Genomic DNA, 18,180 nt, shown 5'->3' with positions numbered 1-18,180 from the left:
TGAGGGCATTTCGAGGGCGGGCACGGGTCGAGGCGCCGCGGCGTCCCGGCGATCGCGTCACTGCGCGGGTGCAGCCCAGGCGTAAGTCACACCGTACTCGCATTTGCAGCGAGTAAGTGCGAGCAGAGGACGGACGTTCACCCAGTTTCTGGCCGGTGCAACGGTAAACGAACGCATTACCAAACGGCCGCCCTCCCCAGGCCGGTGCATGGACAACGTCGCCGTCGTCGTGCTCGATTCGCTCCGGTACGACGACTTTGCCACGGCGTTCGACTGGCTCCCCGGCCGCCGGTTCACCAGGGCCTTCTCGACCGCCACCTGGGCCGCACCCGTCGCCGCCAGCCTCCTGACCGGCCGCTACCCCAGCGAAGTGGGCGTCCACAGCGACGCGCCCGCCCTCGACTGCCCGACCCCCTCCCTGGCCGAACGGCTCGCCGCCGCCGGCTACACCACCCGGGCGTTCTCCGCCTCCCCGGCCCTGCGGGCGGCAGCAGGCTGGGATCGCGGCTTCGACGAGTTCGCCGGGTACGCGAGCCTCGCGTCCAGCCACCCCCGCTCGTTCGACTGGGGCCCGTACTTCGACGACCCCGGGTCGGCCGGTCTGGGCGGCTTCCTCCGTGGCGCCTGGCGATGCCTCGGCGCGGACTGTGCCACCCAGCGGTCGCTCCGGGAGGGGTACGAACTCCTCACCCGCTCGGCCGCGGACGGCGGCGCGGCCTCGGTCCGCGACCGCGTGCGCGCGACCGACTTCGGCGACGACGAGTTCCTCCTCGTCGACCTCACGGAGACCGCCTCCCCCTACCACCCGCCCGCGCCGGGCGAGGGCCCCGTCTCCCTGGTCGCCGCCGACGCCTTCACCGAGGCCCCGCCAGACCTCGACCGCGCCCGCCGCGCCTACCGCCGATCGGTCGAATACCTCGCCGAGGCCTACCGCGAGATCTTCGCCGACCTCGCGGCGTCGTTCGATTACGTCATCACCTGCTCGAATCACGGCGAACTGTTCGGCGAGTACGGCGCCGTCTCCCACGCCTTCGGCCTCTACCCCGAGCTAACGCGCGTCCCCCTCGTCGTGAGCGGGCCCGACCTCGACGGCCGGGTGAACCGCGTCGTCAGCCTCCTCGACGTCCACCGCACCGTCGCGGAGGTCGCCGGCATCGACGTCGACTCCCGCGGCCGGAGCCTCCTCGAAGCGTCCAGCTCGGTCGACCGTCTCGTCGAGTACCACGGCCCGCCGCCCGGCACGGACGCCCAGTTCCGGAAGCGGTCGGTCCCCAGCGAGGAACTCGATCGCCGCCGGGCGCCCCTCCGTGGCTTCGTCGCCGCCGACGGCTCCTACGCCTACCAGACCCACACCGAGGGTTTCCAGACCGTCGGCGAGTTCGACGGCGACCCGCGTGCCCGACTCGCCGAACTACAGAGCGGACTGGACGTCCGCCAGGTCGACGGCGAGGGGTCGAAGACGCGGGGCGAACGGCTGGAAGAGATCGGGTACGCGTGAGCGAGGGCGATCGAGAACCGCGTACAGCCGGTGACGGGGTGTGTCCCGCGGTCGTCCCGCGTTGTGCCACTCCCTGATTCAACTCACCGGACACCTGCCGCTCACGTGTTCGGTCGCTGATCAGCAGGTGTGCGACAGCGTTCGAATCGAACGGGGGCCGGCGGAAGAGCCGGCGAAACTCCGGTACCCTTCCGAACACGGGATTTGGCCCGGAACTGGCGTGAAATCCGTCGTGACCACATCGGTTTGAACGGGCACACTCGACGCTGGGAGTGGAGACTCCCCAGTTGCCCTACCCGAGGCCGGTACCCGTTCCGTTTCTACCCACCGTCCCGACGAAGGCTGATCGCCGAGATATTCGGGAACACCTCATCTGATAATTAGCCCATACTGACCCAAGGATTAGAAGGGTCTAATTTATATATTCGGGCGTTCTACTACCGCGTATGCGTAACCGAAGGCTCGAGCAGCGGAGGCGATCATGCCATCGATAGATTACGGCAGTGCGGCGGACGTCACAGAACGACTCGAACGGCGACTGGTCGAATCTCTCACTGGAGAGAAAAGAGTCAGTCGTCGCACGGTACTCGGCGGTCTCGGTGTCGCCGGGAGTGCAGCAGTCGGACTCGGAAGTTCGCGGGCAGGTGCTTCCGCCGACCACGATGAGGAGGAACACGGCAATTTCGGAGCGGTGGGGGAGTACCAGGATATGGATTTCGACCCGCACGAGTTCCTCACTGCGTTCAACACCGGAGAGGGCGGCCAGGACAACGTTCCCCAGCGGGTCTACGAGGAGGACGGTCGCACCGTCCGGGAGTTCGAGTTCACTGCCGTGGACACGACGATCACCATCGCGCCGGGCGTCGAGTTCCAGGCGTGGGCGTACAACGGCCAAGTGCCGGGCCCGACGATCCGCGCCGTCGAGGGCGACCTGATCCGCGTGCAGTTCACGAACCTGGGGCGACACGCGCACACGATCCACCCGCACCTGAAGAACCTCAATCCGCGAATGGACGGGATCCCCCAGAACGGGCCTGGTGTGCTCGATACCGGTGACTCCTTCACCTACGAGTGGATCGCCCAGCCCGCCGGCACGCACTTCTATCACTGCCACTCGCTCCCGCTGAAAGAGCACATCCACCGCGGGCTCTACGGCACGATCATCGTCGATCCGGACCCGGAACGCGTCAGGGAGAACCCCCGCGACTACGTCGATTACCCCGGCCCGATTACCGACGCCCTCCGGACGCGGCTCGTCGACGAAGCGAAGAGCCGGAACCACGAGTACGCCGAAAACGACGCCGTCAACGAGATGGTGATGGTGATGAACTCGTTCGATACCAACTTCGACGGCGGCAACGAGGTCTACGCGGCGAACACGCGGGCGTTCGGATACGGGGTCGGTGAGACTGACGGCAACGGCAACTGGACGGCCGGCGAGACGAAACGCCCGATCCAGATCGACAGGAACGAACGCCAGCGCGTCTACCTCTCCAATGCGACGGAGTTCGACCTCGTCAATTCGTTCCACACTCACTCGCAGTTCTTCGACTATTACGACCACGGGACGACGCTGACGCCGACGCGCAAGACCGTGGACACGATCATGCAGACCCAGGCCCAGCGCGGTATCGTCGAGATCGACTACTCGGACCACGAGCCCGGGCTGTACATGTTCCACGCCCATCAGTCGGAGTTTGCCGAACTGGGCTGGATGAGCTTCTTCGAGGTGGTCTAAATGGCCGACGAGTCACGAAACTCGACGACGGACGGTGGAGTACCGGCCGAGAACGAGATCAGACAACCGCTCGGGCTTCCGCGATGGGTCAGCGCGTTGCTCCCGGTCGTGTTGCTCGTGCTCGTGCTGGGCGTGTTCGTATTCACGTCACCGCTCGCCGGTGTGCAGAGCGGCGCCCCGCTCCCCGACGTGACGATCACCCACACGACGCTTCCGAGCGACGGAACGGTCGTGTTGCACGCGACGAACAACGGGCCCGAATCCGTGACGATCTCACAGGTGCTCGTCGACGAAGCCTACTGGGATTTCCGGGTCGAAGGCGCCGGCGGTGACAACACGCTCGCGCCGATGGAGAGCGCACAGATCGTGCTCCCGTATCACTGGAATCCGGGGTGGGATCTCGAAGTCGCGCTCGTCCTCTCCGACGGGGCGACGTTCCACAATACGATCGTCGCGCCGAGTCAGTCACCCGGATTGAGCCCCGGTCTGCTCGGGACGCTCGCAGTCATCGGGCTGTTCGTCGGCGTGATCCCGGTCGCACTGGGGATGCTCTGGTTCCCCTACATCAAGACGATGAGTGATCGCTGGCTGCACGCCGTTCTCCTGTTCGCGGCCGGCGTCCTGGGCTTCCTGGCGTTCGACGCCGGGTTCGAGGCATTCGAACTCGCCGAGCGGGTTCCAGGCGCCTTCGAGGGTAACCTCCTGGTCGTCTTTGGAATCCTCGGGGCCCTTCTCCTGGTCCAGGCGATCAGCGCGTGGCGTACGGGCCGTGTCGCCGCCGGAGATAGCCGGGCCAGTAGCGGTCTCTGGATCGCCTATCTGGTCGCGATCGGGATCGGCCTGCACAACCTCGCGGAGGGACTCGCTATCGGGAGTTCGTTCGCACTCGGGCGCGTGTCGCTCGGCGCGTTCCTCGTCATCGGGTTCATGCTCCACAACGTGACGGAAGGCCCCGCCGTCGTTGCGCCGGTCGCCCGTGGCGAACGCCCGTCGGTCAAGCACTTCGCCGCACTCGGCGTCATCGCCGGCGCACCCGTCATCCTCGGTGGCTGGATCGGGAGTCTCGCTTACTCGCCGACGATCGGCGCCTTCTTCCTCGCGATCGGGGTCGGTGCGATACTGCAGGTCGACTGGGAAATTGCGCGAATGGTCCGGGATGCAGGCGGTCGCTTGGCCAGCGCCACGAATTTGCTCGCGTTCCTGCTCGGACTCGGCGTGATGTACGTGACCGACCTCTTCGTGGTACTCTAATAGGTCCCACACCTCACTGTTACAATGTCACTCGAACGCTACGACCGACGGGCGGTGTTGCGTCTCGGCACTGCCACCCTGGCGACTGTCGGCACCGCCGGCTGTTCGAACAGACAGTCGTCGTCGATCCAGACCGTCACGATGCCCGACGACCGCACGTTCGAACCGGAGACCGTGCCGATCGAATCGGGAGAGACGGTTCGGTGGACGAACGAGAGCGACGTCGATCACACTGTCACCGCATCTGCAGACGAGATTCCAGACGAGGCCGCCTACTTCGCGAGTGGTGGCTTCGAGTCAGAGCGCGCTGCGAGAAACCGGGTCACCGAGGGACTCATCGCACCGGGCGAGAACTACGAGTACACCCTCGACCGACCAGGAACCTACGGCTACTACTGTATCCCACACGAGAGTTCGGGGATGGCCGGGACAGTTCGAGTGAAGTGATCGAACGGTCGTCGCAGAAAGCCGGTGGAGAGGATTGTGAACCACGGTCGGAGCGCAGCTCCTCCCTGCTTCAAATCCCTCTGGCTTTCGCTGCTCGAGATTCGCTCGCAGCAGAAAGCCGGTGGAGGGATTTGAACCCTCGGCCTAATCCTTACGAAGGATTCGCTCTGCCAGTCTGAGCTACACCGGCGCGTTCACACGGTTCACGCCCCGAGCACCACCTCGCTTCGCTCGGTGGTACACCGGCAGACTCGTTTCACTCGTCTGCCGAGCCTCGCTTCACTTCGTTCAGCGAGACACCGGCACTCCGTGTGCATCGAAACGTGGGCACATAATCGCAATAAGGGTTGCGAATCGATCTCCGGTCACCGCCGCGTCAATCGCACGTCCAGCACGACGTTCAACTCGTGGGGCGCGTACGACCGGACGGTGTGTCGCGTCTCGACCGTCACCTCGTACTCGGGTTCGGCCGCCGCCCGGATCGCGCGCTCGCCCGGCCCGAACGGGTCGTCCTCGTGCTGGATGTCGTAGTAGTGGAGCACGGCCTCGTCGCCGGCCAGCGCCACCGCCGTGTCGAGGAACTCGCCGGCGCTGTGAGGCAGGTTCATCACGATCCGGTCGGCCCAGTTCTCGTACTCGCCGGCCACGTCGCGGACGTCTCCCTCGATCGCGGTCACCCGATCCGCGACGTCGTTGCGCTCCGCGTTCGCCCGGAGGTACTCGATCGCCCGCGCGTTGAGGTCGACGCCGACGGCCTCGGCACCGCGCTCCGCGAACGGGATCACGAACGGCCCGACGCCCGCGAACATGTCGAAAGCGTGCTCGCCGGCCGAGACCTGTTCGGCGACGCGGTGGCGCTCGGTCGCCAGTCTGGGCGAAAAGTACACCTCGGCGAGATCCACCGCGTACTCGCAGCCGTACTCGCGGTGAACGGCCTCGGTGGGCGCGGCCTCGGCCTCGTCCGGACTCGCCAGCACCTCCCAGTCGCGCACCCGGAGGTCGCCCTTGACCTTCGAGGCGCGGTTCAAGACGGTGTGGACCGGCAGCGCCGAGTCGACGATGGCGTCGGCAAGCGCGCGCGCCCGGTCCGGATCGTCCTCGTCGATGATCGCGACTTCACCGATCCGCTCGTAGGAGGGCTCGAAGTCCACGAGATCCGCGGGCATGGTCTGTGTCTCGCGCACGGGTGCGTCGCGGTCGACCACCTCGTACCCCTCGGGAACCGCATCGGGGTCGACGACCGGGATGTAGAGCCGCCCGTCGGCGTGTTCGATCCGGTGGGCGTCGTCCACCAGCTCGGCGGCCGCGAGCTCCTGACGGGCGGCCTCGCCGGCCTCGCGGGCGACACACACGCATGGCACCGACATGTCCACTCCTCGGCGACCGCCGGCGGTAAGCCTGACGCTCCAGGTCGGGCCGTTTAACCCCGCGGCCCCCGGACGACAGATATGCTCACGTTCGTCGGCCTCGGGCTGTACGACGAGCGCTCGATCACCGTCGCGGGCCGCGACCGGCTCCGCGCCGCCGACCGGGCGTTCGCCGAGTTCTACACCTCGAAACTCGTCGGCTCCACCGTCGCCGACCTGGAAGCACACCACGACGTCACGATCGAGGTCCGCGACCGCGAGGGCGTCGAACGGGACCCCGACCCGATCCTCGACGCCGCCGAGGCGGGCGACGCCGTCTTCCTGACCGCCGGCGACCCGATGATCTCGACGACCCACGTCGACCTCCGACTGCGTGCCCGCGACCGCGGGATCGACACCGCCGTCGTCCACGGCACGACCGCCCAGACCGCCGCGAGTTCGCTCACGGGCCTCCAGAACTACCGGTTCGGAAAGGCGACCACCCTCCCCTTCGAGCGCGCCCACGGCGGCACCGGCGTCCCCGAAAGCGTCGTCGAGACCATCGACGACAACCGCGAGCGCGGCCTTCACACGCTCGTCTACCTCGACATCAAGGCCGCCGACGAGGACTACATGACTGCCGCGACGGCCGCCGGCCTCCTCGCCGAGGAGTACGAAGATCTCCCGGCCGTCGCCGTCTGTCAGGCCGGCAGCGATAGCCCCACGGTCGCCGCAGACGAACTGTCGGCGCTCGCCGAGCGCGACTTCGGGCCGCCGCTGCACCTGCTCGTGATCCCCGGTGACCTGCACCTGTTGGAACGAGACGCGCTGGTCGATCTCGCCGGGCTGCCGCCCGAACTGGCCGAAGACTGAGAGCTACTCACTCGCCATCGGCTCGAGCGACCGGCACGCCCAGTGCACCCCGGAGGTCGTACTCGCTGCCCGTCGCCATATAGAGGAGGTCCTCGATGACGATCAGCACTTCCGGGAGTTCGCGAACGACCAGCCAGGTGATCGCCACCAGCGCCACGACCGAGGCGCTCTGGGCGATGATCCGATCGGCCCAGTAGTAGGAGACCAGGCCCGGATCGGCCGCCAGGTCGAACGCGAACAGGCTCGCCGTCGCCTCGGGAACCAGCTGCATCTTCATGGTCCCGAACGAGAGGCCGATGAACACGTTCCGGACGAGATTGAGGGCGTAGATGACCGGGATCGACACCGCCAGCGCGCGGAGTTTGCGATTAAGCGGCGCGCGGACCGCCGCGATCAGCCCCACGAAGATGGCCATGCTCCCGATGCCCGTACACGCGATGATGATCGTATAGGTTATCCGGTAGTTCTCCTCTGGGTAGAACACGAACGTGTTCCGGAAGGCCTCGTACTCCGCTTTGACCTCACTCCCCGGGATCACCTCGGGGTGGTAGCCAAGCAGCCCCATCAGGAACTCCGTCTGTCGAGTGACCGCTTCGATGAGCAGTTCCTGAAGGACGAGGATGGCCTCGAACGGCAGGAATACCGCACCCATCACCGCGACGGCCCGCGAGAGGACCAACAGCGAGTCCCGGCCGCGGTGGAGAAGGAGGGCGACGTACAGCGAGGCAGGGACGGCGACGAGGGTCCCGATCCCCTCGACGATGCTCTTCTGGACGAACGCGAAGTGGTGAATCTGCGTGAACCAGAACAGCGCAAAGAGGACCCAGGCGGCGACCGAAATCGTTCGTGCCGCGTCGCGGTGCCAGTCGTACCAGTCCAGCACCGCGCCGGTGCCGAAGGCGGCGATCACGAGCCAGGCGAGCGGGTCGGAGAACTGCCCGACCCACGCCAGCGCGCCCAGCACCGTCTCTTGCATTCTACCAGACGCTTCGACGATGACCGGCATATGTCTTGTCGTTACCCGAGCGTAACCGACGATCGGGAGCCGTAGCTGTCGCTACCCGGGTGGCGTCGAAAGAAAGGGAATTGATCGAAGGCCGGCGGTTAGGCCGGTGGTTTAGTCGCGGCGGACTGCGATCAGCGCCGCGGCGAGGAGTGCGACGAGCGCGATGACGGCCGTGAAGCCAGCACCGTCGCCCGCGGTGGTTTCCTCGTCACCGTCGTCGCCACCGTCGGTCTCCGGAGCATCGGTCTCCGTGTCTTCGGTGGTGGGTTCTTCGGTGGTCTGCTGCTCCGTGGTGGTCTCGGTGTCGTCCTGCGGCGAGATCATCGCGGAGTCGCTCACGACCGTCCCGTTACTCGTGGTGTACGGGCCGTCCGTGGAGCCACCGACCTCGAAGTCGAGGGCTTCGTTGTCGTTCGTGTCCTGGTGGGCGACCGCGTACAGCTCGGTCTCCTCGGACAGCGGATCGACGTCGATGGTGGCGGTGTTGTCGCCCTCACCGAGGTACTCGGAGGCGCCCACGATCTCGCCGTCGGGCGAACCCGTACGGAGCGAGATGAAGCCGCCGTCCGAGAGCGTCGCGTCGACGGTCACGGACCCGTTCTCGACGGTCTGGTCCTCGAAGTCGACGTCAGCCGTGGGTGCCTGACCGATGACACCGGGCGTGTCGAAGTCGCTATCGAAGCCCTGCGCGTTGGCGCTAAAGGACGCGTTCTGCGCGCGGTCGGAGAGATCGACCGTGGCGTTGAACGTGCCGTCAGGCTGGACGATAGCTTCGGGGTCCTCGAGGAACGGCGTGTCGCCCGTGGAGCGGAGCCGGACGTTCAGCTCCGTACCGGGGGCGACGCTCGTGGAGCCCGAGATGACCTGACCGGGCGCGGCAGCGACGCGGATGACGCCGCCAGCGTCCGTGTCGAAGTCGATGGACTTCTCGGTGATCTCGGCCGTGTCAGTGACGCCCGCATTGTCGCTGTCAAGGCCGGTGTTGTCGAAGACCGTCCAGTTCGCCTCGTAGGCGTCACCCTCAGCCATCTCGAGGTTGGAACTGCCGGAGCCAAGAGTGCGGGTAAGCTGCAGGTTGTTCTCCTTCATGACGACGAACAGCGAGGAGTTACGCTCGTCGGGAACGACCTTGACACCGTTACCGGCACTGGCAGCGAGGTCAACCTGCTTGGGGTCAGTGTTCGCTCGCGTGGTGTCGCTGGTCTGCTCGACGAGGAACTTGAAGCTCTTGCCGTTCGCGGAATCGTAGCTATCGTTGTAGGAGGCGATCTGGTTGAGTGCGTCCGCGTAGTCGACGCCAGAAGCACTCTCAGCAGCCTTTAGCTCGCCGAACATGCTGGTCGACTGGATCTGGAAGACCAGCACGTCGCGCTTGGCGACCGAGTCGGACTCGGTCAGCTCACCGTTCTGGATGTACTCGTAGAGTTCCGCGGTCTCGTCTTCCTCCACGTCGGAGAAGACGTTGCTGGGCATCGTCCAGCTGGTGATGCCGTCGACCGACGGTTCGACGATCTGGACCGTACCGACGTCGAACTCGTTGTTGATGTCGTCGACGTGTGTAACGTTGATGTCGTACTGGTCAGCGTCCATCGGGCTGTTGATGTGATCGGTTCCGCCACTCGGCGACCACATGCCCCAATCCGAACCGGACGGGATAGTCACACTGTCCTGATTGTCGGAGACGGTCAATGCCGCTCCGAGGACGTCGTCAGCAGTGGACTGTCCGAGTCCATTCTGAAGACCGGCGTAACGCGTGTTGATCTCGACCGTCACGAGACCATCGTCGTTACCGTCTTCGACCTGGAAGGACGCGTTGAAGTTGACGTCGTTGAAGCCGAGGTTGACTCGGGCCGTGTCCGTCTCCTCGAGCTGGATCGGAACCACAGCGAAGTCACCCTGCGCGGCCGTCGCAACGCCACCGTTGAGAATCTCGGCGTCAACGTCCTCCTCGTCGCTCACGGTGACAGACGAGCTGTCCGAGACACCGGTGTCGGTAACCTCGAACTCGAACTCGTAGTCACCCGTATCGATGTCGTTGAAGTTGGCCGAGATGTTGGCCTGACTGTCAACGCCGTCGAAGACGACACCGTCACCGTACGAGGAACTCGCACCTGCATTAGCGAGTGACTGGTCCCCAGCTGAGACACTGCTGTCACTCGCGTCGTAGATCGCCTGCACGGAGTTGTCGTCGTCACTCGTGTTGAACTCGTCGTTGAAGATCTCGACAACTTCGTCGTCGTCGAGACCGTCAGCGGTGACGAGAAGGTCGGAGTCCCCGCGAGCGGAGTCGACCTCGAGGAAGATCTTTTCCTGAGCCGACTCAGCGGACTGGAAGCTGGCGTCCAGGTTCTGAGACGTGACCTCGAAGGAGGCCAGCTCAACGGCATCGTTAACACTGTTACCGGATCCGAGGCTCACAGTGCCATCATTTGCGAAGTAGCCCGAGTGAGGCGTACCGTCAGCAGCACCATTCTCGAAGTTGATCACGTCACCATTGCCGCTTCCGGTTGTGATCACGTAGGAGCCTTCGAGGCCGGCCGTGTTGATGATGGCCGCATCGTTATTGTTCAGGTTCACTTCACGGACCAGCGAACCGGACGGGAGGCGTTCGCCACCGCCGTCTTTGCTCACGCTCTCTCGGATCTGAAGCGTACTAGTTCCAACGTTCTGGGCCTGAATGACAAGGCGCTGACCCTGCCAGTACGGACCGCCACTGGACGTCAGTGTTTCGTCATATTGATTGTTCTTCTGTTCAGTCGGATCGGTATCCTGGGTGAATCCCCAGTTACCTGCGGATTGTGCAGCCGTTGCTCCCGAGAACGCGATGGTGCCTCCGAAGACGGAGAGTACCATCAGGGTCGCGAGGAACAGACTGCGGATCTTGTCGCGTGTTCCTGTCATAGTTTGTGTTTGTGCTTTTCGGGCGGTTTCAGCACCTTTCCCGCGAGGCAGTCGCGGCCCGCACTGCCGCCGCGCGGAGACTGCCAAACCGTACTCGATACTGTCACCATGGGTAGGGGTACGGTCGAAACAACTGTGGCCCGTTATAAATGCTTTGTGGTCAAATACGAGGGTTGACACCACGACACATGCCCAGAAACCGGCGATTCGGCGGCCCAGAGGCGCGAATTCGCCTCGGATGTGAGGTCGTCGGCCGGTCGGCTTGCAGGCGTCTGACACGAGCACGACGCCAACGACCGTGCTGACCTGGGGCGCAGCCGACGGGGTAGCCGCTCGCTATCCGACGGCCGTTTGACGCAGAACTATCGGTACAACAGGCCTTCCGGCAACCAACGTGACCGGAGTTACGAGTAGGGATCCCGACCTGTCGATCGATCGGGGCCGGATGGTCGTCGCTCAGCTCGTCACTATCTCGACTTCGTGGCCGTCCGGCGTCTTCGTGAACGCGTAGCGGTCGCCACAGCTCTCGGGGTCGCGGTAGTCCTCGGCGTGACGGGTCAGCAACTGGTCCCAGAACTCGTGCAGGTCGTCGGCCTGGACCGCGACGTGCCCCCACGCGTCGCCCACGTCGTACGTGCGCCCGTCGTAATTGTACGTGAGTTCGACGGACATCTCCTCGGGCGCGGCCGCTTCGGGCTTCAGGAAGTAGAGCGCGAAGTCCTCGAACTCCTCCCGGCGGAACAGGTCGTACTCCAGTTTCCGCGTGAACCAGCCGATGGCCTCGTCTGCGTCCTCGACCCGGAGCATGGTGTGGTCGAGGCTCCATTTGGCCCCGTGGTCGCGCTCGACGATCTCGATCTCGTGACCGTCCGGATCGGTGACGAACGCGTACTGGCCACCACAGGAGTCGGGGTCGCGATAGTCTTCGACGCCCTCGTCCATCAGTTGCTCGTAGGCCTCGTAGACGTCGTCGCAGCGGACGGCGATGTGGCCCCACGCGTCGCCGAAGTCGTAGGTCCGGTCGTCGTGGTTGTAGGTGAGTTCGAGCAGCGCACCGTCCTCGTGTTTCTCGGCCGGGCCGAGGAAGACGTTCGTGAACGTGTCGGCCTCCCAGCGGCCGTACTCCTCGTAGTCGAAGTGATCCTGATACCAGTCCAGGGACTCGTCCAGGTCCTCTACGCGCAGCATGGTGTGGTCGAGCGTCGCGTGCATGTCCGGGACCTCGGGTGGAACGCCGAAAAGGATACCGACGCGGCTACTCCCGCCCGTCCGGGAACTGGACGATCGACGCCAGATCGCGCCGGTAGTACCGCCAGACGAGCGCCCACAGGAGGACGGTCCCGATCGGAATCGCGGTGTAGCCGACCCGCCGGAGGAAGCCCAGCGCGAACAGCAGCTGCCCGAACCCGGCGAAGACGAACATCGCGGCCGTTACGCGGGGGTCCTCCCGCCAGACGAGGCCGACCAGCGCGCTCGCCAGTCCCACCGCGAAGACGAGTACGGAGAGGCCCCAGGCGGTGAGGTACTCCGGCAACGCGGCCGTGTACCGGAAGTAGAAGTCGGTGATCGTCGTCAGTCCCAGCGGGTCGACGTTGAGAATACCGAAGGTGAAAAACAACGAGACGTCCGACCCGATCGTGAGGACGGTCCAGGGCACGAGTGCGACGGCGAGGGCCGCGAGGAGGCGTCTGGTGGGCGAGTCCGACGGGGTTGCCGTGTCGGCCGATTCGTCGTTCACTTCCGGGTCACGATCCGGAGGACGTCCTCGTCTTCGAGTTCGTGGTCGGTGCCGACCTGCTGTTCGTCGTGTTTGGCGCTCGAACCGGAGACGCGGGCGAAGCGAAAGCGCTCTTCGAACTCCCCGCCCAGTTTCTCGCAGGCGTCCTCGACGGTGTCGCCCGAGCGGAGGATCAGGGGTTCCTCGTAGTCGACGCCCCGGCCCGGTTTGTCCATGTAGACGCGGACGAGTCCGAGCGCGTCCCAGATCTCCTCCTTCAGGGCGTCCAGGCCCTTCCCCTCCTCGGCGCTGATGAACACGGCCTCGTCGGGATCGATGTCGTGGTCGCGCAGGTTCTCCTCGACGGTCGGGAGGTAGTCCGGGTCGATCAGGTCGGCCTTGTTGACCGCGACGATCGAGGGGAGGTAGACGCGGTTGTCCATCACGCCGTCGATGAGTTCGTCGATGTCGATCTGCTCGCCGATGGTCACGTCCGCGTTGATGAACCCGTGCTCTCGGAGGACCTGCTTGATCGTCTCCTCGTCCAGGTCGAGGTCGACGCTGGCGTTGACCGACAGCCCGCCTTTCCCCTTCCGGCGGATGGTCACGCGCGGCGGCTCGGTGTCGACCCGGACGTTATTCTTGTACAGTTCTTCGCGCAAGCGCGCGTACTCGTGAATCTCGAAGACGTCCAGCAGGAAGACGACGAGGTCGGCCGTCCGGACCACGGAGAGGACCGCCTGGCCGTCACCGCGGCCCTCCGCGGCGCCCTCGATCAGTCCGGGAACGTCGAGCATCTGGATGTTGGCGCCGTTGAACTTGAGCATGCCCGGGTTGACGTCGAGGGTCGTGAACTCGTACTCGCCGACCTCGCTGTCGGCGTTGGTCATCGCGTTCAGGAGCGTCGACTTGCCGACGCTGGGAAAGCCCACGAGCGCGACCGTGGCGTCGCCGTGTTTCTCGACGGCGTAGCCGCCGCCACCGCCGGAGCCGGACTGTCGTTTCTCGAATTCCTCCTTTTTCTGCGCGAGTTTGGACTTCAGCCGGCCGATGTGGGCCTCCGTCGACTTGTTGTAGGGAGTCTCGGCGATCTCTTCCTCGATCTCCTCGATCTCCTCCTCCAGGCCCATTAGGGGGTAGTCGGCAACCGCGACTCAAAAGCGCTTTCGTTGGGGGTCGCTCCTCACCCCCCGACCGTCCGCTCGCGGACGCGTTCGATCGCGCTCGCGTTCTGGATCAGCAGCGTCCCGACGATGCTCATGATCAGCACGTAGCCGACGGCGAAGGCCGGGACGACCTCCCCCAACGTTCCGGTCGACGCGCCGGCCGACGCCGCCAGCGTCGCGAGGATCAGCGAGAACTCCCCGCGCGGGACCATCCCCAGGCCGACCCGCAGCGAGCGTCGCGGGTCGAGGTCGTACACCCGTCCCGAGAGCGTCCCGCTGAGGAGTTTGCTCGCGGTCGTCGCGACGACCGCGACGGCGAGCAGGAGCGCGACCTCCGAGAGCAGCGTCACGTCGGTCGTCAGTCCGATGGAGAAGAAGAACACGGCGGCGAAGAGGTCCCGGGCCGGCGCGATCACGTGTTCGATGCGTTCGGTGTGGTCGGTCCCGCTGAAGGCCGTGCCGACGAAGAAGGCCGCGACGGCCTCGCTGACGCCCATCGCCAGGGCCACGCCGGCTATCAGCGTCGTCACGCCGAGCACGCGCAGGAAGAACAACTCGTCCGAGTCGGTCGCGAACAGTCGCTCGACCAGCCCGCTCCCGTACCAGGCCGCGGCGAGCAGCGCGCCGAGGAAGGCGAAGGCGGTCCCGACGGACAGGGCCGCCTCCTCCAGAGAGCCGCCGCCCAGCGCCACCGCCGAGAGGACGGCGAGGTAGACGGCGATGAAGATGTCCTCGAAGACGAGCGTCCCGAGGATCGGCCCGCTCTCGGCGTTGGCGACCCACCCCTCGTCGATGATCGACTTGGTGATGACGGCGCTCGAGGAGATGTAGACGATCCCGGCGACGAACAGCGTCTCGACGGCCGAGAAGCCGAAGGCGACGCCGATGGCCAGCCCGACGCCGAAGTTCACGAGGAGGTCGATCACGCCGATGGCGGCGATGCGGCGGCTGTCCCCGAACAGCTGTGAGATGCTGAACTCCAGGCCCAGAAAGAAGAGCAGGAGGACGATCCCGAGTTCGGCCAGCCCGGCGACGAGTTCGCTATCGGAGACGAGCGTCAGCGAGACGTCTCCAAGCGCCCCCAGCGCGACCGGCGAGAGGTCGCCGACCGAGGAGGGGAAGTTGGGGCCGACGAGGACGCCGACCAGGATGTACGCGGGGATGACCGACAGGCCGTAGCGGAAGACGACGGAGCCGGCGATCGCGAGCGCGGTGAGCGCGATGCCGAGTTCGTAGAGCGCGACCGCCATCTACGCGTTCGACCCGCCGTCCTCGCCGAGCATCTCCTCGAGCGCTTCCTGGTCCCCGCGAGTCCCCAGCGTGACCAGCACGTCGCCGGCCGCGAGCGAGAAGTCCGGGCCGGGGTTGGGGAAGGTCTCGGACTCGCGCTGGACGGCCAGCACGGAGACGCCCGTCTCCTGACGGAGGTCGGCCTCCGACAGCGTCAGGCCCACCAGTTCCGAGTCCGGCGCGAGGTCCAGCCACTCGATGAAGGCGTCACCCAGGGGGACCTGCACCTCGTCGGTCTCGACGGGCTGGAAGAACGCACCCTCGATGATCGACCCGAGCTGGCGGGCCTGTTTACCGGCGACGGAGAACAGCTTCTCGCTGTCTGCGTCCTCGTCGGGGCGACGGTAGACCTCCCGCTTGCCGTCGTGGTGAATGAGAACGACGATGCGCTCGCCGCCGCCGATCTCGAGTTCGAACTTCTTGCCGACGCCCGGCACGTCGGTCTCGTAGACGGTCATGCCGGGAGAAGGGGACGGCTCGTAGATAAAGCCAGTGTGCGCGTCGGGCCCGTCTCCGGGTCCACGACACTCGCGGGGGACGGTTTCGATACACCTATACGGCGAGATTGCGACCCTTCACGTGATGCCCGACGCGGCTTTGCTGCGCGACAGTACACAGATCCTGCTACCGGAGCGGGCCCTCGACGGCCTCCGGGAGGACCTGGAGCACCGGTTTACCCTGACAATCCGAACGGAGGAGGACGGGGTACGCATTCTCGGCAGCCCGGTCGAGATCAAGGAAGCCAGCGCGTACCTCTCGCGAAACGGCGTCTCCATCCAGTAGTCGGGCCGAGCGCCCGACAGTCCCCGTTTTTTCGAGCGTCCCCGAGCCGCGTGTGTCCCCGCGACACACCAGCCCGGGAAAGCAACCGTTAAAAGCGCGCCCCCGTGATAGAACCCATATGGCTGGAACCATCGAGGTACTCGTCCCCGGCGGGCAGGCCAACCCCGGACCGCCGCTCGGACCGGAACTCGGGCCGACCCCCGTCGACGTGCAGGCGGTCGTCGAACAGATCAACGACCAGACAGCGGCCTTCGACGGCACCGAAGTCCCCGTCACCGTCGACTACGACGACGAGGGCGACTTCGAGATCGAGGTCGGGGTCCCCCCGACGGCCGAACTCGTCAAGGACGAGGCCGGCTTCGAGACGGGCAGCGGCGAACCCCAGGAGAACTTCGTCGCCGACCTCTCGGTCGACCAGGTCATCCAGATCGCCGAGCAGAAACACCCGGACCTGCTGGCCTACGACCTGAAGAACGCCGCCAAGGAAGTCGTCGGGACCTGCACCTCGCTGGGCGTCACCATCGAGGGCAACAACCCCCGCGAGTTCAAGGAGCGAATCGACGAGGGCGAGTACGACGACATCTTCGCGGACGAAGCCGCAGCGTAGCGAGGCTTCCTCCGCAAAGGCTCGGAAAACGGCCGAAGCGACTTTTCCGATTCGTAGTGCGGACGCCCGACTGCTGCCGCATCGTCTTTTCGAGGGCGCCACTGGCCAGCGGCGGCCGCGTCCACCGATCACCGCACCGTCTCGCCACCGAATCGGCGGTCAGGCGACGCGTTCGACGGGTTCCTCTGCGGACGAGATCCGGAGGAGGTCACAGACCCCGGACAGTCCACGCTGGTCGTAGGCGGTCCGCTGGCGGGCGCTCCCGCTGGGCCGATCGAGGACGTCGCCAATCCCGTCGATTCCCAGGCGGTCGCACTCCCGGGAAACGACCGTCCCGAGGTCGACGACGGTCCGCGCGTTCCGGTCGGTGAACTCGGCGTCGTGGCCGTACCGCAGCGCCCGCCACCTGTTAGTCTCGAGCAAGGCGTCGTGGAACTCCGTCGCCGACTCGCCGTCCTCGTAGCGAGCGGCGAGGTCGCGGACCAGCGCGCGGGCGTACTCCGCGAACGCGACGACCGTGTCGGGATCGAACTGGGCGTCGGCGGTGCGGATCTCGACGGTCCCCAGGTCAGGTTTCAGCCGGACGTCCCACCAGAGCTGATTGGCGTCCGGAATCGCGTCCGTCTCGATCATGGTCTCGCGGACGTCCCTGTAGGCCGCGAAGGAGTCGAAGGCGGGCGGCATCCCCGAGCAGGGCAGACTGCCGAAGACGTTCGCGCGTGCGGACGCGAGGCCGGTGTCGTGGCCGTCGTAGAACGGTGAGTTCGCCGACAGCGCCAGGAACACCGGGAGGTACCAGCGGAGTTCGTTCGCGATCCAGACGGCCTTCTCCGCGTCGTCGACCCCGACGTGGAGGTGCAGGCCAGTCGCGAGGTTCCGCCACTGGGGGTACTGCAGCCGGTCGAGCATCGCGCGATAGCGAGCGCCCTCCGTGGGTTGGACGTCGTCCGGGCAGGCGGCCGGGTGGATGCCCGCCGCCGCGACGTCGCGGCCGAAGTGGGCCGCGTGGTCCCGGAGCGCGCGCCGCTTGCGCCGCACCTGTCGCCCGAGCGCGGCGGCGTCGTCGCAGACGTCGGTTTTGGTCTCGACGAGGCAGTCGTACACTTCCGTCTCGATCTGGTCCGCCAACTCGGACGGGAGGCTGCCGTGGACGAGGCGGCTGGCGCCGTGTGCCGGGCGACCGTTCGCGTCGACGAGGTAGAACTCCTCCTCGACGCCGAGGGTCCCCAGACGGGTGAACGAGGTGTCCGGCGGCTGCGCCGACTGCGGCGACTCGGATCGGTCGTCGACGATGGTCCACTCCGACGGCCCTGTCGACCTGTCCTTCATACTACCCGTACCGCGCTGGGGCAGATACGCCACCCCCCTAAAGGATTAGGCGAGGCGAGCTGGTCCACTGGCCGAGTATGCGAGAGACGGGGTCTCGCTTGGGATTACACCCGATACCGGCTGACGGACTGGCGGTCGCGAGTCCGGGGCCCCCGAAGTATCAGTTCTGATTTTTCAGAGCGTGTCTTTAACTGTTGGTTCGCCTATATGGAACTGAGAGTAACAGGA

General features: G+C 65.9%; 16 protein-coding genes and 1 tRNA gene. 7 read left to right on the top strand and 10 right to left on the bottom strand.

The window, feature by feature from the left end:
* The first annotated feature begins 208 nt into the window (after positions 1-208).
* From U5918_RS15620 to U5918_RS15605, 4 genes are all read left to right on the top strand, one after another.
* On the top strand, positions 209-1,498 hold the full coding sequence (locus tag U5918_RS15620; protein ID WP_336002517.1) for a sulfatase-like hydrolase/transferase: 1,290 nt from the start codon (positions 209-211) through the stop codon (positions 1,496-1,498).
* Between the two features lie 481 nt (positions 1,499-1,979).
* Complete coding sequence (locus tag U5918_RS15615; protein WP_418771311.1) at positions 1,980-3,236, top strand: multicopper oxidase domain-containing protein; 1,257 nt, start codon at positions 1,980-1,982, stop codon at positions 3,234-3,236.
* Positions 3,237-4,487, top strand: a complete 1,251-nt coding sequence (locus tag U5918_RS15610; RefSeq protein ID WP_336002514.1) for a ZIP family metal transporter — start codon at positions 3,237-3,239, stop codon at positions 4,485-4,487.
* A gap of 24 nt (positions 4,488-4,511) precedes the next feature.
* Positions 4,512-4,934: a cupredoxin domain-containing protein gene (locus U5918_RS15605; protein ID WP_336002513.1), complete on the top strand. Its 423-nt coding sequence runs from the start codon at positions 4,512-4,514 to the stop codon at positions 4,932-4,934.
* Positions 4,935-5,050: 116 nt separating this feature from the next.
* Here the strand turns inward: U5918_RS15605 and U5918_RS15600 are convergent.
* Both U5918_RS15600 and U5918_RS15595 read right to left on the bottom strand, forming a co-directional pair.
* Positions 5,051-5,124: transfer RNA gene (locus tag U5918_RS15600), tRNA-Thr, on the bottom strand.
* Positions 5,125-5,299: 175 nt separating this feature from the next.
* Positions 5,300-6,301: a class I SAM-dependent methyltransferase gene (locus U5918_RS15595; protein WP_336002511.1), complete on the bottom strand. Its 1,002-nt coding sequence runs from the start codon at positions 6,299-6,301 to the stop codon at positions 5,300-5,302.
* Between the two features lie 81 nt (positions 6,302-6,382).
* On the opposite strand from U5918_RS15595, the gene dph5 reads away from it, so the two are divergent.
* Positions 6,383-7,153 (top strand): diphthine synthase, encoded by a 771-nt coding sequence (gene dph5, locus U5918_RS15590; RefSeq protein WP_336002509.1) that lies wholly within the window; start codon positions 6,383-6,385, stop codon positions 7,151-7,153.
* Positions 7,154-7,160: 7 nt separating this feature from the next.
* Here dph5 and artA read toward each other — a convergent pair whose 3' ends face one another.
* From artA to U5918_RS15555, 7 genes are all read right to left on the bottom strand, one after another.
* Positions 7,161-8,129, bottom strand: coding sequence for an archaeosortase A (gene artA / locus U5918_RS15585; protein WP_336002507.1), 969 nt, complete (start codon positions 8,127-8,129; stop codon positions 7,161-7,163).
* A gap of 141 nt (positions 8,130-8,270) precedes the next feature.
* On the bottom strand, positions 8,271-11,345 hold the full coding sequence (locus U5918_RS15580) for a BGTF surface domain-containing protein (protein WP_336002505.1): 3,075 nt from the start codon (positions 11,343-11,345) through the stop codon (positions 8,271-8,273).
* Between the two features lie 171 nt (positions 11,346-11,516).
* Positions 11,517-12,272 carry a VOC family protein gene (locus U5918_RS15575; protein WP_336002503.1) on the bottom strand — a complete coding sequence of 252 codons (756 nt, stop codon included), beginning with the start codon at positions 12,270-12,272 and terminating at the stop codon, positions 11,517-11,519.
* A gap of 43 nt (positions 12,273-12,315) precedes the next feature.
* Positions 12,316-12,798 (bottom strand): TIGR04206 family protein, encoded by a 483-nt coding sequence (locus tag U5918_RS15570; RefSeq protein ID WP_336002502.1) that lies wholly within the window; start codon positions 12,796-12,798, stop codon positions 12,316-12,318.
* Positions 12,795-13,907, bottom strand: coding sequence for an OBG GTPase family GTP-binding protein (locus tag U5918_RS15565; protein ID WP_336002501.1), 1,113 nt, complete (start codon positions 13,905-13,907; stop codon positions 12,795-12,797). The genes U5918_RS15570 and U5918_RS15565 overlap by 4 nt, the downstream gene beginning before the upstream one ends.
* A gap of 53 nt (positions 13,908-13,960) precedes the next feature.
* Complete coding sequence (locus U5918_RS15560) at positions 13,961-15,193, bottom strand: cation:proton antiporter (protein ID WP_336002499.1); 1,233 nt, start codon at positions 15,191-15,193, stop codon at positions 13,961-13,963.
* Entirely contained in the window at positions 15,194-15,691 is a 498-nt protein-coding gene (locus U5918_RS15555; protein ID WP_336002497.1) for a cation:proton antiporter regulatory subunit, read from the bottom strand.
* A gap of 124 nt (positions 15,692-15,815) precedes the next feature.
* Between U5918_RS15555 and U5918_RS15550 the strand changes: the two genes are divergently transcribed.
* Entirely contained in the window at positions 15,816-16,016 is a 201-nt protein-coding gene (locus U5918_RS15550) for a VNG_1110C family protein (RefSeq protein WP_336002495.1), read from the top strand.
* A gap of 118 nt (positions 16,017-16,134) precedes the next feature.
* Positions 16,135-16,623, top strand: a complete 489-nt coding sequence (locus tag U5918_RS15545) for a 50S ribosomal protein L11 (protein WP_336002493.1) — start codon at positions 16,135-16,137, stop codon at positions 16,621-16,623.
* 159 nt (positions 16,624-16,782) lie between these two features.
* Here U5918_RS15545 and U5918_RS15540 read toward each other — a convergent pair whose 3' ends face one another.
* Positions 16,783-17,952 (bottom strand): glutamate--cysteine ligase, encoded by a 1,170-nt coding sequence (locus U5918_RS15540; RefSeq protein WP_336002491.1) that lies wholly within the window; start codon positions 17,950-17,952, stop codon positions 16,783-16,785.
* Positions 17,953-18,180: the final 228 nt, after the last annotated feature.

The sequence above is a fragment of the Halorientalis sp. LT38 genome (assembly GCF_037031225.1).
Taxonomy (GTDB): domain Archaea; phylum Halobacteriota; class Halobacteria; order Halobacteriales; family Haloarculaceae; genus Halorientalis; species Halorientalis halophila.
The sequence above is the reverse complement of the archived record's forward strand: the minus strand, read 5'-3'. Positions and strand labels throughout refer to the sequence as shown.